This window comes from Nocardioides sp. FY1077, assembly GCF_058681775.1.
In genome coordinates this window covers 464,056-477,644 of sequence record NZ_JBZWDB010000001.1, presented here as the reverse complement: position 1 = coordinate 477,644, position 13,589 = coordinate 464,056, and the positions used below count along the sequence as shown (strand labels likewise).

Here is a 13,589-nt window from a genome sequence, read left to right as displayed (position 1 = left end):
GTTCAGGCCCTTCCTCGGTGCCAGTCGATGAGTGCCTGCAGTCCCTCGTCGGTCGAGGTCTGCGGCATGAGGCCGAGCACGTCGTGCATGCGTTCCCGGCTGACCCGCTGGTAGCGGGTGCGCTCCTCCCGCCACACGATTCGAGACGGGTCGTGGCCGTACAGCTCGACGGCCCGCTCGCAGAGCTCCCCGGTCGTCACGGGCTCACCCACGACGTTGACGGCGAGCCCCGTCTGCTCCGAGGTCAGGGCCGCGATGGCGGCGGCGGCGACGTCGTCCACGTAGACGAACGAGTGGACGGCGTCGCGTGCCCACCGCACCACAGGGCGCTCGCCCCGGTCGATGGCCTCCAGCACGTCGAGGGTCATCGCCCCGTTCGACCCGGGGCTGACCCGGGGGCCGTAGATCGGACCGATCCGCAGGGCCACGTAGGCCGGACCGCCGGCGGTGGCGAACGCCTCGAGGTAGGCCTCGCTGGCGAGCTTGGTGGCCGCGTACATGTTGATGCCGCGGCACACCCACGGCTGGCCCTCGCTCGACGCGGGCGCGTGCGGGTCCTGGTACGGCCCGTACACGGTGTTGGTCGACCCGAAGACGAACCGCTCCGTGCCGTGGGCGGCCGCGAGGGTGAGCAGGTCGTAGGTCGCACCCACGTTGATGTCGTGCGCGTCGCGCGGTCGCCTGCTCGAGGCCTGGGTCCGGACGGCGGCGAGGTGGATGATGGCCTGCGACCGCGACACCACGCCGTCCAGCGCGTCCACGTCGCGCAGGTCCAGCACCTGCAGCTCGACGCCGGGGAGGCGGCCGACCTCCTCACCGCGCGCCGTGCGGACCACGTCGAGGGCGACGACCTCGGTGTCGCCGCGAGCCGCCAGCATCTCGACGACACGGGAGCCGACGAAACCTCCTGCCCCGGTCACCAGCACGCGCCGGGGCGCGGCGGGGGACGTCGGGGTGCCCTCCTTCGAGGCGGGTGCCTCCGTCATCTGTGATCCTCTCCGTTGCTGTCGGTGTCGGTGTCGGTGTCGGTGCGGTCGTGTCGGTGCGGCGGCCTGTACGTGCTCAACGCAGCCAGTGGACGAGAGGGGTGAGGTCGTCGAGCTCCTCGAGGCGTCGCGCGGCGTCGAGGAAGGAGTCGACGCCCCGGGGCGAGGGTGGGTGAGCGGCCAGTGCGGCGCACTGGCGCAGCTTGTCGGCCAGCTGGTCCCACGACGCGGGGTGATCGGGGCTGCCGGGATAGCCGGACCCGTCGCGAGTCAGGGTCCGGCCGTCCTTGGTCACGACCTCGACCCGTCCGGGAGGCAGCTCGGCGGTCCAGTCCAGCGCGCGGTCGACGACGGGCACGACCATGGCCGCCGCCGCGCGGACACGGTCGTCGTGCAGGCCGGCCGGGGTGAAGTCGGAGACGCTGATGCCGCGACGGACCGCCGCGAGACCGACCAGGAAGGGCAGGCTGAACTTGGCGTCCACCAGGGTCCTGGGGGTGCGTCGCGTCTCCAGCGGGGTGCACATGAGTTCGTGGTAGTCGCCGACGAACACCCGGATCTGCTCGATGTCGTCGAGCGCGAGGTCGTGGTCGACGACGAGCTGGATCGTGGCGTGAACGTGGCTGTGGGACGTGCCGACGGAGGGCCAGATCTTGTAGAGGGTGTCGACGCCACCGTGATGCTCGCCCAGGTCGGCGAGGATCGCATCGCGATCGTAGACACCGCCGAAGTAGGTGTGGAAGACGCCGAGGGGCCCCTCGAAGAGCCGGTCGACCCCGCCCAGCCCGCGCTGGGCGAGGAGCGTGGCGGTGGCGGCTCCACGTGCGGAGAACCCGGCGTAGAGCGCCCGCAGGTCGCTCCCGGTGCCGGCGACCACCTCCATGACGCCGGCGGACTGCTGGCTCGCGATGCCCAGAGCAGCGTGCACCGCCGACGCAGGGAGCCCGACCGTCCGCGCGGCGGCCGCCGTGCCGGCGTACACACCGAGAACGCTCGACAGGTTCCAGTCCTTGCGCCACCCCACGTGACAGCGAAGGCGGGCGAAGAGGTCCTGACCCGCCGCGATCCCGGCCACCAGGTCGGCACCGGTGATCTGTCCCTGTCGCTCGGCCAGGGCGAGCGAGGCGGGTACGACCGAGCTGCCGGCGTGCTGGCCCCACCGGGTCTGGTCGTCGAAGTCGAGGCAGTGGGCCAACGCCCCGTTGACGAACGCGGCACCTGTGGCGGGTCCGCGCCACTGCAGCCCCCAAGTGGCCGCCTCGGACCGTCCCCCCTCACCTCGCACCAGGTCGATCACCGCCCTGGCCGACGGCTCCACACCGCTGGCGGCCAGCGCCACGGCCATGGTGTCCAGCACGCTCTTCTTCGCGGCCTCCACCGCGGCCGCGCTCAGTGTCTCCAGCCGCGTCGCGGCCACGGCCGCGGCGAGGTGCAGCGACAGGTCGTCGACGGCCGTCTCGTCCACCATCCAGCCCCTCCGAGTTGTTCACAAGCGAGTAATAGTCTGACAGTATCTTCAACATGTCCGCTTGTGTAGACGAAGGGGTTGACCCGAGATGACAGCACCACCCGGATCCCAGCACGACTTCCAGGACAAGGTCGCGTTCGTCACCGGTGCGTCGAGCGGCATCGGGCGGGCCACGGCCCTCGCCTTCGCCCGAGCGGGCGCCTCAGTGATGGTCGTGGACCGTGACGAGATGGGCGCGGCGACGACCGTCACGCAGGTGGAGGCGCTCGGCGCCCGCGCCGCGGCGTACCACTGCGACGTCGCGGCACCCGGCGAGGTCGAGGCCGCGGTCCAGGCCACGTTGTCGGCCTTCGGACGCTTGGACGCGGCGTTCAACAACGCCGGCGTGGAGCAGCCCGTCGCGCCGCTGGCCGAGATCCCCGCTGCCGAGTTCGACCGGTTGGTCGGAGTGAACCTCACCGCGGTGTTCACCTGCATGCAGCACGAGGTCCGCGCCATGTTGGAGACCGGCGGCGGAACCGTCGTGAACACGTCCTCGGGTGCGGGTGTCATGGGAATCGCGGGCCAGGCGGCCTACTGCGCGACCAAGTACGGCGTGATCGGGCTGACCAAGGCGGCGGCCCTCGACTACGCCGCGTCGGGGATCCGCATCAACGCGGTGTGCCCCGGGATCGTCGAGACCCCGATGATGGACCGGTTCTCCGGTGGTACCCCCGAGGGCCGGGCGCGCGTCATCGCGCAGGAGCCGATCGGCCGCATGGGCTCTCCGGACGAGATCGCCGATGCGGTCCTCTGGCTGTCCTCCGAGGCGTCGTCCTTCGTGGTCGGTCACGCGCTCGTCGTCGACGGCGGGCAGACGGTATGAGTGTCGTGATGGCGCACCCGGGGACGACCCGCGGCGCTCGCGGGCGAGCGGGCCGGGGGGCGGCCTCATGACCGGGTCCATCGGCTTCATCGGGGTGGGCGCGATGGGTGCGTCGATCGCCAGCCGCCTGGTGAGCCGACACCGGCTGCTCGTCAACGACCGCGACCCCGCTGCCGCCGAGGAGCTCGTTGCGGCAGGGGCGACCTTCACGGGGAGCGCCGAGATAGCGGCGGCCTGCCGAACGGTCCTCCTCTGCCTGCCGGGGCCCTCACAGGTGCGCGACCTCCTGCTCGGGGCCGATGGGCTGGCGAGCTCGCTCCAGCCGGGTTCGGTGGTCATCGACGTCACGACGAGCACCCCGATCGCGGATGCCGACATCGTGGCGGCACTTCGGGCCCGAGACGTCGCCTACGTCGACTCGCCCATCGCCGGCGGCGTGCGACGGGCCCGCGAGGGCACTGCTGCCTTGATGGTGGGCGCGGAGCTCGACGTGTTCGCACGGGTCGAGCCGCTGCTGCGCGAGATCACCAGTGAGGTCGTGCACGTGGGGCCGGTCGGAGCCGGCCACGCCATGAAGCTGGTCAACAACCTGCTCAACGCGTGCAACCGCTTCGCCGCGCTGGAGACGGTCCGGCTCGGCGTGGCCGCCGGGATGGACCAGGACGTCGTCGTCGACGTCATCAACCGCTCGAGCGGCCGCAACTACGCCACGGAGTACACCTTCCCCCAGCTGTTGTCGGGCGACTCGTGGAAGCCGCAAGGCTTCACGCTGCAGCTGATGCTGAAGGACATCCGTCTCGCGACGGAGCTCGGCGACTCACTCGGCCACGAGACGCCGATCGGCGACGTCGTGGAGGAGTTCACCACTCGCGCCATCGACCGGTTCGGGCCGGGGACGGACCAGAGCCAGATGATGGCCGAGTGGTATCCCGACCCTGACGGTCGGTGAGGCGCCGGGCGCGGCGCCCGCCAGCCGCGCGCCGTCGTGCGCCACGTCTGCCGGGCAGCAGGCTCGACGGTCCCGGATGCCTGCGGCGGCTCGTCGCAACCGCGGGGCACCTCATCCCATCTCGTCCCGGTACTGCGGGACCGACACAACGAAAGGTGGATCTCTCATGGATCTGCAGCTGCGTGGTCGAACTGCCCTGATCTCCGGTGCCAGTGGCGGTATCGGACGTCAGACCACCCTGACCCTTGCACGCGAGGGCGTGCAGACCGTCGTCGTCGCGCGCCGTGAGGCCGAGCTGCGGTCGCTCTCGGACGACATCACGAGCGAGGGGCACCTGGCTCCCATGATGATCGTGGACGACCTGCTCGACGGGGGCTCCTTCGCCCGCGTGCACACGGCGGTGACGGAGCGGTTCGGTGGCGTGGACATCGTGGTCAACAACCTCGGACAGGCGCGGCCCTTCGACCTCGACACCACCGAGGAGGAGTGGGGCGAGGCCTTCCGGCTCAACTTCGACACCCCCCGGCGCCTGGCCACCCCGTTCATCGCCGGTATGCGCGAGCGCGGGTTCGGTCGCATCGTCAACCTGACCGCCACCTCCGAGCCCCAGCACGTCAGTGGGTCGCTGACCTCGAAGGCTGCGGTGCTGATGTGGGCGAAGGGCCTCGCCCGTGTGGTCGGCAAGGACGGGGTGACGGTCAACTGCGTGTCGCCGGGATACCTCCTCACTGACCAGATCAAGAACAACTTCATCCCGCAGTTCGTCCCCAGCGAGCAGGACCAGCGGGACTGGCTCGATCGCGAGATCCCGCTGGGTCGCTTCGGCGACCCCGCGGACGCCGCCAACTTGATCGCGTTCCTCTGCTCGCCGATCGCGGGCTACATCACCGGGCAGCGGGTCTACGTCGACGGAGGGTGGAACCGGCACGTCTGATCGTCGCGCCCGGCACGGTGGTGCGCCCGGGTGCTCCAGGCGACGAACGCCGCTGCCGTCGCGTGAGCGAGGGCAGCGGCGTCGTGTGTCACATGCCCCCGTCGACCTGGATGTCCTGTCCCGTGATCAGGTCGGCGCGCGAGGTGGAGAGGAAGACCGCGAGGTTGGCGATGTCCACGGCCTCGATACGCCGCTTCAGGCTCTGGTTCTCCAGCACCCACTGGTGGTACTCCTCGCGCTTGTCGCCGCGGTCGCGGAACTCTGCCTCCGACAGGACGGCACCGGGAGAGATGCCGTTGACGTTGATCAGGTGCTCACCGAGCTCGCGTGCCATCCCCTTGATGAGGCCGTACATCGCGCCCTTGGAGGCGATGTAGGGGACGTACCCGGACCAGCGGCCGGTCAGTGTCAGCGACGTGATGTTGACGATCTTGCCGTATCGCTTGGCCTTCATGTGCGTCGCGCAGGCGCGGGACAGCACGAAGACGGCCGAGGAGTTCACCCGCACCTGGTCCTCGTACTCCTGGATGCTGAACTCGTCGTGCTGCTTGAAGATGACCAGTGCCGCGTTGTTCACGAGCACGTCGACGCCGCCGACCTCCTCCGCCAGCGCGGTGGCCTGCGACTCCAGGCCCTTGAGGTCGTTGAGGTCGCACGCGACGAAGCGGATGCCGGGGGCGATGGCGTCCAGCACCTTCTGCGGCTCCGGCGCGTCGGGGTGGTCCAGCGCGATGACGTGCGCCCCCTCCTCGACGTAACGGGTCACCAGGGCCTGGCCGATGGTGCCCAGCGCTCCGGTGATCAGGACGTTCTTCCCAGCGAGATCGCTCATGGCGGTTCCTTGCTCCGTTCGGGACGGTGACGAGTTGACGAGGAGGTTCCCTGGTCTCGGCCGCCCGGGAGGGTCAGCCGGTCAGAAGTGTTCTTGACAGGTTGCAAACTGTCAAACTCTTTCAGACACTTTGTCGAGGTCGGATCGCCCGGCTGCGCCGGTGCCACCGGCTCGACCGGGCTCGACCAGCCAGCGCAGACGAGGGTCACGCCGGCCACGCCCGCTGCCCCGGTCGTACCGACGGCGACGACGGGCGCCGTCACGGAACCGGGTGGTGACGCCGCCCGTAGCATGGGCCGCCCATGGCTGACCCCGGCGCTTCCTCGACGATTCGTGACGTGGCGGCGCTCGCCCGGGTGTCGCCGGCCAGTGTCTCCAACTTCTTCCACCACCCGGAACGGATGGCTCCGGCCACGCGCGAACGCATCCGGGCTGCCGTCGAGACCCTGGACTTCGCGCCCAACGACGCCGCTCGCAGCCTCCGAGGGGGGCGTAGCACTGTGGTCGGCTACATCTCGTACGAGTTGGCCAGCGCCCGGACCCCGGCGATCGCCAACGCGATGAGCGGCCGCTTGGCGGCCGCAGGCATGCACCTGCTCTCGGCCGTCGACGGCGGCGACCCGCACCGCGAACGGACGTACCTCCAGCTGTTCGAGCGGCAGCGGGCGGCCGGGGTCATCGTGACCCCGGTGACCGACATCGAGCCCGAGCTCGCCCGCCTTCGCTCGCGCGGGCTCGCCAGCGTCCTGTGCGCACACCGCGCCCGCAGTCCGGAGCAGGCGTCGGTCTCCGTCGACCACGTCGCAGGGGGCAGGTTGGCGGCGGAGCACCTCATCGCTACCGGGAGACGAAGGCTGGCCTTCGTCACCGACACCCTCCACCTGCCGCAGATCGCCGACCGCTTCGACGGGGCGAACGACGTGGTGAGCGCGTGCCGGGGTGCCTCCCTCGAAGTCGTCTGGGCGCCCACCCGGTCGGTCTCCGGCGGCGAGGCGAGCGCGGCGCAGCTGCTGCGACGTCCTCGGCGAGACGTGCCCGAGGCCCTCCTCGGCGTCAACGACCTGGTGGCGATGGGTCTTTGCTCGGGCCTGCGAACCCGTCTGTCGGTGCCCGACGACGTCGCTGTCATGGGGTACGACGACATCGAGTTCGCCCGGCTCGGCGCCGTCCCGCTCAGCACGATCAGGACTCCGCAGGAGCAGCTCGGCTGCACTGCGGCAGAGCTGCTGCTCGCAGAGATGCCGACCCCGCCAGGTCGTCGCGGGGGTAGGCGGGGTCCGCACGTCGAGCTGCAGCCCGAGCTGGTCATCCGCGAGTCGACGGCTCCCGCCAGGGCGTGACGGGCACCGGAGGCGCGAGACGGCGTGGCCGGTCGGCCCGAGCGGGGATGCGGTCATGGCTCTTCCCCGTCGACCAGGTGGAGGATGCGGGAGCCCACCGGCGGCTCGTCGTCGTGGCCGGCATGGCGTCGCTCCTCGACAGCGCGGCGATCGTGGCGGTCGGGTCGGCGCTACCGGTCTGGCGTGGTGCCTTCGGGCTCGGGGACTGGATCACGGGGGTCGTCAGTGCGACCCTCGCTGTGTTCATCGCGCTCGGGGCCATGGTGGGCGGTCGCCTCGCCGACAGGCACGGTGCTGCGCGGGTCTTCACCGTCACGGTGGGCCTGTACGCGGCGGGGGCCGGGGTACTGGTGATCGCACAGAGCGCCGGTCAGCTCGTGGCCGGTGCCGCCGTCCTCGGGTTCGCCTCCGGCGCCGACCTGCCGGCGTCACTGGCACTGGTGGCCGAGAGGTCACCGGTCGGCGTCCGCGGGAGGCCCGTCGCGCAGACCCAGGTCATGTGGACCCTGGGCATCGTCGTCGCCACGGCGTCGGCGTTCGTGGTCTCGCCGTTCGGGGTGCCAGGAGTGCGGATCCTGTTCGGGTCCCTCATGACGGCGGGACTGGCGACCCTCGTGGCGCGTCGTCGGGCGCTGGTCGGGTCGTCGCGCCAGGTGAGGGCCGCTGGGCTGCAGCAGCACGTGTCCGGCGGGCCGGGGAGGCTCAGCTCGCCGGGGGGCGCACGCGGGTCCACGGCCCCCTGGGGGCTGATCGCCGCCTTCTACGTGGCCTACACGCTGGTCGCGAACACGTTCGGCAGCTTCCGCACCTACTTCCTGGTGATCGTCGTCGGTGCAGGGCAGACGCTGGCGACGGGCGTCTCCCTCGGCCTCACGGTGGTCGGGCTGGCAGGGACAGTGGCGTTCAGCCTCATCGTCGACACGGCGTGGCGACGCCGCGCCTTCCCGGTCGGTGCCGCAGTGCTCGTGGCGTCGCAGGTGGCTCTCGCGATCACCGGTGCCGACTCGACCGCGCTGGTCCTCGTGTCGCTCCTGGCCTACAGCCTGGCGTACCCGTACGTCGGTGAGGCGCTCTACAAGGTGTGGACCCAGGAGTGCGCCGCGCCAGAGGTGCGGGGGACCGTCCAAGGGGCCGGGATCGCCATGGCGCGCTCTGCTGCCGCCGCATTCGCGGTGGTCACGCCGACCCTGATGTCCCAGCACCCGTCCGCCCTGTTCTGGCTGCTCGCTGGGTGCGCCGCGACGTCCAGCTCGATCGGCGGGCTCATCCTGCGAGCTCATCGACGCACACCTCTTCCGACCTGACCCCGAGCGGACCAGCCGGGGCGGGGCATGTCAGATGTGCCCGGCGCGAACGGCCAGGACTACTAGCTCGACGGTCGTGCCCACCGCGTAGGTCTCCCGCAGGCTGCTCACCCGGCGGTCCACCGTGGTGGCCGAGCACCCCAGCCGCCGGGCGATCTCTCCTCGCGAGACGTGGTCCGCGAGCAGCTGCAACACCAGACGGTCGTCGTCGGACGGCGACGGGAGGCCGACAGCTCCCACCGTGGCCCGGCCCTCGCTGTCGCAGTCGTCCTCGGGCATGTCGTCCTCCACTAAAACGATTCACCAAATCAACGGGTTCTCGGACCCAACAGGACGGTGGCTCCGCGCGTCAACTGTCGGCGCTCCCGCTCCGGGAGCCACGACGGCGATGTGGTGAGAAGTGGCAGGAACTCACCATGTGCAACGTTTCATTCCAGCCGTAGTGTGATGGCTGTCACCGCGTCTCGACGAGGCAGGTGGGCCGACTCTTCGTGCTGATGGGGCCGCTCGCCGAGGTGGAACGGTTCAACGTGAGGAAACACGATGTCGAACAACCCCAGGAAGCGCCGAGGGGCGCGTGTCGTCGGCCTCGCGACGGCGGCGGTCGTCTCGGTGGGCGCGTCGTTGGTCGCCGGGAGCGGCCCCGGAGCGGCTGCGCCGACTGTCGCCAGTGCCGACGACTCCACCGCGCCGGCAAGCTGGGAGAAGTACGTCCTGGGGCCGTCGCAGCCCCAGGTGTACCCGGTGGCAGCCGTCGAGCCGCGCGGATCGGTGCAGCGACCTGCGGCGCTGGTGGAGCGCAACGGCTCGACCACCCTGACCACCGTCGCCGGGCAGGCACCTGCGTCGGTCATCCTCGACTTCGGCAAGGAGGTGGGAGGTGTTCCGTTCCTCGACGTGCGCAGCGTGACCGGGAATCCCGAGCTGCAGATCGTCACCGGCGAGGCCAAGCAGTTCGCCCGACGAACTGCCAACACCAGGCTCTCCACCCCGGCCGAGGCCGGCGCCACGCAGGTCGTGGTGGCCTCGCTCGACGGGATCGAGATGGGCGGCACCATCGTCCTGGGCGCCGGTGAGGCCGCGCAGACCCGCACCATCGCGGCTGTCACCTCCGCGACGCGCACCGTGACCCTCTCCGAGCCGCTGACCGCCGCCGTGCCAGCCGCAGCGACTTCGCCGGTGACCACCACCACCACCGGTGCCGCCACCGATGAGTCGTTCGGCCTGGCCGGTGTCGGTGGGGCGGACTACCGGACCCCGACGGGCCCCGGTCGGGTCGAGGGTGGCTTCCACGGTGGCTTCCGCTTCGTCGTGCTGACGTTGACGACACCCGGCAGCATGACGATCCGCGACCTCGGCGTCGACTTCCAGGCCTACCGGGCCACGGCCGACGACTACGAGGGCTGGTTCGAGTCCAGCGACGACGAGCTGAACCGGCTCTGGTACGCCGGCGCCTACACCCTGCAGACGAACATGAAGCTGCCCGGCATCAACGGGCTCCCGGACGCCCGCATCTACGACGGCGCCAAGCGTGACCGCAGCATCTGGACCGGGGACCTGATCATCCAGGGCCCGACTGCCATCAGCACCCTGGGAGAAGCGGGGAACGAGTACGTCAAGGGCTCCCTGGACGAGCTCTTGCGTGAGCAGCGCGCTGACGGCCACCTGCCGGGCTCGCCCGACTTCAACAAGGGACGGGTGACCCCGACCGCACCCTTCGGCGAGGGCTCGCCGATCTACTACTCAGTGAACTACTCCGGCTACGGCGCGCGGTCGATCATCGACTACTACCGCTACTCCGGCGACGACGAGTACGCCCGGCAGACGCTGGCCGCAGTCGAGCGGGCCGTCGCCTACAACGACCGTTTCCTGGACCGCGAGAAGTGGCTGATCGCGCCGCGCAACCCGGCCAACCCCGAGGACCCGAACTACACGCGGGGCGACCGCGACTACTTCCAGTCCTACATGCCCGGGTACGTCACCAAGTTCAGCATCGACTACTACATCCTGCTGCGGGAGATGGCGTGGTACGAGCGCGAGATCGGCTCGGCCGACAAGGCCGCGGAGTACGACGCCACGGCCGATCGCATCAAGGAGGCGGTCACCACCACGCTGTGGAACCCCGAGCTCGGCGTGTTCGGCCAGAGCGACCTGAAGCCCGACCTCATCGCGGGTGACGTCAACGGCCTCGCGCTGCAGTACGGCTTCGTCCCCGAGGGGCAGGAGGAGCGCGTGCTGGAGGCGCTCAAGGTCAACTGGAACGAGCACGGCGCCATCATGGGTGAGGGCCTGGTGGACCCGACCGGACACACGATCGAGCCGTTCGGCATCGGCATGGAGACCGGCGGTCGCCTGGCCGTCGACGACACCGCCGGTGCCTTCGACCTCATGCGCCGCACCTGGGGGACGATGATCGACCCGGCCAACCCGCTCTACACCGGGACGTTCTGGGAGTTCAAGAACACCCAGGGTGGGGTCAACCGACCCACGGCCAGCCTCGCCCACGGTTGGGCTGCCTCGCCCACCGTCCAGCTGACCGAGCAGGTCCTCGGGGTCAGGCCCGTCGGACCCGGTTACTCGACGTGGTCCATCAAGCCCCACACCGGCGACCTGGCGTGGTCGAAGGGGTCCGTGCCGACGGAGGACGGCAGCATCGACACCTCCTGGGCCTCGGACCAGGAAGCGGGGACCTTCGAACTCGACGTGACCTCGCCGGCCTCGACCAGCGGTGTTGTCGCCGTGCCGGTCACCCCGACCTCGACAGTCACCGTCAACGGGGAGCAGGTGTGGTCGAACGGAACCAGCCTGGCCGCCGACGCGACCGAGGACGACGGGTACGTCCAGTTCGACGCGGCTGGAGGTGACCTCGACGTGGAGGTGGCCCCCACTCCCGGGCCGCCCGCTGGCTCGACCGAGGTCGACGTGGACGTGAACCCTGACAGGCTGACCACCGCGATCCGTCCCCGGGTGCGGATCGACGTCACCACCACCACCGGGGCGACCCCCACCGGCAACGTGCGGGTGCGCGTCGACGGCCGTCTCGTCGACGAGGTCGACCTCGGCGACGACGGTCGCGCGAGGGTCGTTCTCGACCGGTTGCGGGTCGGCAAGCACCGGGTCGTCGCCGTCTTCCCCGGCACCGACTCGGCGGCACCTGCCCGAGGTGGCGAGATCGTCAGGGTTTCCCGGCGCTGACCGGACCACGGCACTGCGCGCGGCGGCCCCGCACCCTGAGGGGGTGCGGGGCCGTCAGCGTGCGGCGGGGTGGTCAGGCGAGGGTGGAGGTGTCGATGACGAAGCGGTAGCGCACGTCGGAGGCGAGGACGCGTTCGTAGGCCTCGTTGACCTGGTCGGCGGCGATGATCTCGACCTCGGCGCCGAGGTGGTGCTCGGCGCAGAAGTCGAGCATCTCCTGGGTCAAGGCGATGCCGCCGATCATGGAGCCGGCGAACGAGCGGCGCGCACCGATGAGGGAGAAGACGTTGAGGCTCAGCGGCTCGGCGGGAGCGCCGACGTTCACCAGGGTGCCGTCGACGGCGAGCAGGCTCAGGTAGGCGTCGAGGTCGATGCCGGCGCTGACGGTGTTGACGATGAGGTCGAACTGGCCGCCGAGCTGCTCGAAGGTCGCGGGGTCGGAGGTGGCGAAGTAGTGGTCGGCGCCGAGGCGCAGGCCGTCCTCCTGCTTCTTCAGCGACTGGGAGAGCACAGTGACCTCGGCGCCGAGGGCGTGGGCGATCTTGACGCCCATGTGGCCCAGTCCGCCGAGCCCGACGACGGCGACCTTCTTGCCGGGTCCGGCGCCCCAGTGACGCAGCGGGGCGTAGGTGGTGATGCCGGCGCACAGCAGCGGCGCAGCGGCGGCGGAGTCGATCCCGTCGGGGACGGTGAGGACGTAGTCGGCGTCGACGACGACATGGGTGGAGTAGCCGCCCTGGGTGGTGGTGCCGTCGCGGTCGGTACCTGCGTAGGTGGGGACCATGCCCTGGACGCAGTGCTGCTCGTTGCCGTTGCGGCAGTTCGTGCACTCACCGCAGGAGTTGACCATGCAGCCGACGCCGACACGGTCGCCGACGTGGTGGCGGGTGACCTCCGCGCCGACCTCGGCGACGACGCCGACGATCTCGTGGCCGGGCACGACCGGAAAGGGCTGAGGGCCCCAGTCGCCGTTGACGGTGTGGATGTCGGAGTGGCAGATGCCTGCGAACAAGACCTGGATGAGGACGTCGTTGGCGCCGACGTCGCGGCGCTCGATGGTGGTGGGGGCCAGCGGCTTGCCGGCTGCGGGTGCTGCGTACGCGTTGACGCGCATGTGGTCTCTCTTCGTGGTCGGGTGTGGTGGGTGGGGTGGTCACCCGGCCGTCGTGCCGGGTGGGGGCGACCGGCAGGCAGACCGGCGGCGAGCTGCCTGGTGCCTGGTGCCTGGTGCCCGGTGGTCGCGGAGGCGGCTAGGTGGTCGCGGTGCGCTTGAGCTGGTCTGCCAAGGCCCGGGCCTGGCCGGACACCAGCTCGGCACGGGCCTCGTCGCCCGCGTCGGTCGCGCGCCAGTAGTCGAGCTTGAGCGCGACGTAGCGCTGGCGCACGGCGAGGTGCTCGGCCTCGAGGTCGAGGCGCCGCTGCTGCTCGGCGAGCAGAGCGATCTGCTCGGGTGCCGCCGCCGGACCTCGCTCAGCGTTGGCGACGTACCTCTTCATGTCGCGCACCGCCAGACCGGTCGCGGCCAGACAGGCCACCCAGGTCAGCTGGTCGAGGTCTGCCTCGTCGTAGACGCGGTGACCGCTGCTCGCCCCGCGGCTGATGGGCGTGATGACCCCGACCGACTCGTAGTAGCGAAGGGTGCTGGCCGGGAGCCCGGTCAGCGCGGCGGCCTCCCTGATCGTGTACCCGTGCCGGGTCGGTGTGCTCACGTCCACG

12 protein-coding genes are annotated in these 13,589 nt (G+C 70.7%); 6 read left to right on the top strand and 6 right to left on the bottom strand.

What is annotated here, in order from left to right:
- Positions 1-2 precede the first annotated feature (2 nt).
- Positions 3-986 (bottom strand): NAD-dependent epimerase/dehydratase family protein, encoded by a 984-nt coding sequence (locus tag AC4OR8_RS02265; protein ID WP_492163948.1) that lies wholly within the window; start codon positions 984-986, stop codon positions 3-5.
- 76 nt (positions 987-1,062) lie between these two features.
- On the bottom strand, positions 1,063-2,454 hold the full coding sequence (locus tag AC4OR8_RS02260) for an MmgE/PrpD family protein (protein WP_492163947.1): 1,392 nt from the start codon (positions 2,452-2,454) through the stop codon (positions 1,063-1,065).
- An 88-nt stretch (positions 2,455-2,542) separates the two neighbouring features.
- On the opposite strand from AC4OR8_RS02260, the gene AC4OR8_RS02255 reads away from it, so the two are divergent.
- The 3 genes from AC4OR8_RS02255 (at position 2,543) to AC4OR8_RS02245 (ending at position 5,202) form a co-directional block, all read left to right on the top strand.
- A complete protein-coding gene (locus AC4OR8_RS02255; protein WP_492163946.1) occupies positions 2,543-3,319 on the top strand; it encodes an SDR family NAD(P)-dependent oxidoreductase in 777 nt (258 codons plus the stop codon).
- Positions 3,237-4,268 (top strand): NAD(P)-dependent oxidoreductase, encoded by a 1,032-nt coding sequence (locus tag AC4OR8_RS02250; protein ID WP_492163945.1) that lies wholly within the window; start codon positions 3,237-3,239, stop codon positions 4,266-4,268. Before AC4OR8_RS02255 ends, AC4OR8_RS02250 begins: the two co-directional genes overlap by 83 nt.
- A gap of 76 nt (positions 4,269-4,344) precedes the next feature.
- Positions 4,345-5,202 (top strand): SDR family NAD(P)-dependent oxidoreductase, encoded by an 858-nt coding sequence (locus AC4OR8_RS02245; RefSeq protein ID WP_492163944.1) that lies wholly within the window; start codon positions 4,345-4,347, stop codon positions 5,200-5,202.
- Between the two features lie 88 nt (positions 5,203-5,290).
- Here the strand turns inward: AC4OR8_RS02245 and AC4OR8_RS02240 are convergent, their stop codons facing one another.
- Complete coding sequence (locus tag AC4OR8_RS02240) at positions 5,291-6,034, bottom strand: SDR family oxidoreductase (RefSeq protein WP_492163943.1); 744 nt, start codon at positions 6,032-6,034, stop codon at positions 5,291-5,293.
- Positions 6,035-6,336: 302 nt separating this feature from the next.
- Here AC4OR8_RS02240 and AC4OR8_RS02235 point away from each other — a divergent pair, with 302 nt between their 5' ends.
- Together AC4OR8_RS02235 and AC4OR8_RS02230 are read left to right on the top strand one after the other, a co-directional pair.
- Entirely contained in the window at positions 6,337-7,374 is a 1,038-nt protein-coding gene (locus tag AC4OR8_RS02235) for a LacI family DNA-binding transcriptional regulator (RefSeq protein WP_492163942.1), read from the top strand.
- Between the two features lie 77 nt (positions 7,375-7,451).
- Positions 7,452-8,678, top strand: coding sequence for an MFS transporter (locus tag AC4OR8_RS02230; protein ID WP_492163941.1), 1,227 nt, complete (start codon positions 7,452-7,454; stop codon positions 8,676-8,678).
- Positions 8,679-8,708: 30 nt separating this feature from the next.
- Here AC4OR8_RS02230 and AC4OR8_RS02225 read toward each other — a convergent pair whose 3' ends face one another.
- Positions 8,709-8,957, bottom strand: coding sequence for an HTH domain-containing protein (locus tag AC4OR8_RS02225; RefSeq protein WP_492163940.1), 249 nt, complete (start codon positions 8,955-8,957; stop codon positions 8,709-8,711).
- 465 nt (positions 8,958-9,422) lie between these two features.
- Between AC4OR8_RS02225 and AC4OR8_RS02220 the strand changes: the two genes are divergently transcribed.
- A complete protein-coding gene (locus AC4OR8_RS02220; RefSeq protein ID WP_492163939.1) occupies positions 9,423-11,873 on the top strand; it encodes an alpha-L-rhamnosidase-related protein in 2,451 nt (816 codons plus the stop codon).
- 73 nt (positions 11,874-11,946) lie between these two features.
- Here the strand turns inward: AC4OR8_RS02220 and AC4OR8_RS02215 are convergent, their stop codons facing one another.
- The gene (locus AC4OR8_RS02215; RefSeq protein ID WP_492163938.1) at positions 11,947-12,987 is read right to left on the bottom strand and encodes an NAD(P)-dependent alcohol dehydrogenase; all 1,041 of its coding nucleotides are present in this window, start codon (positions 12,985-12,987) and stop codon (positions 11,947-11,949) included.
- Positions 12,988-13,123: 136 nt separating this feature from the next.
- Positions 13,124-13,582 (bottom strand): MerR family transcriptional regulator, encoded by a 459-nt coding sequence (locus AC4OR8_RS02210; protein ID WP_492163937.1) that lies wholly within the window; start codon positions 13,580-13,582, stop codon positions 13,124-13,126.
- Between the last annotated feature and the right edge of the window lie 7 nt (positions 13,583-13,589).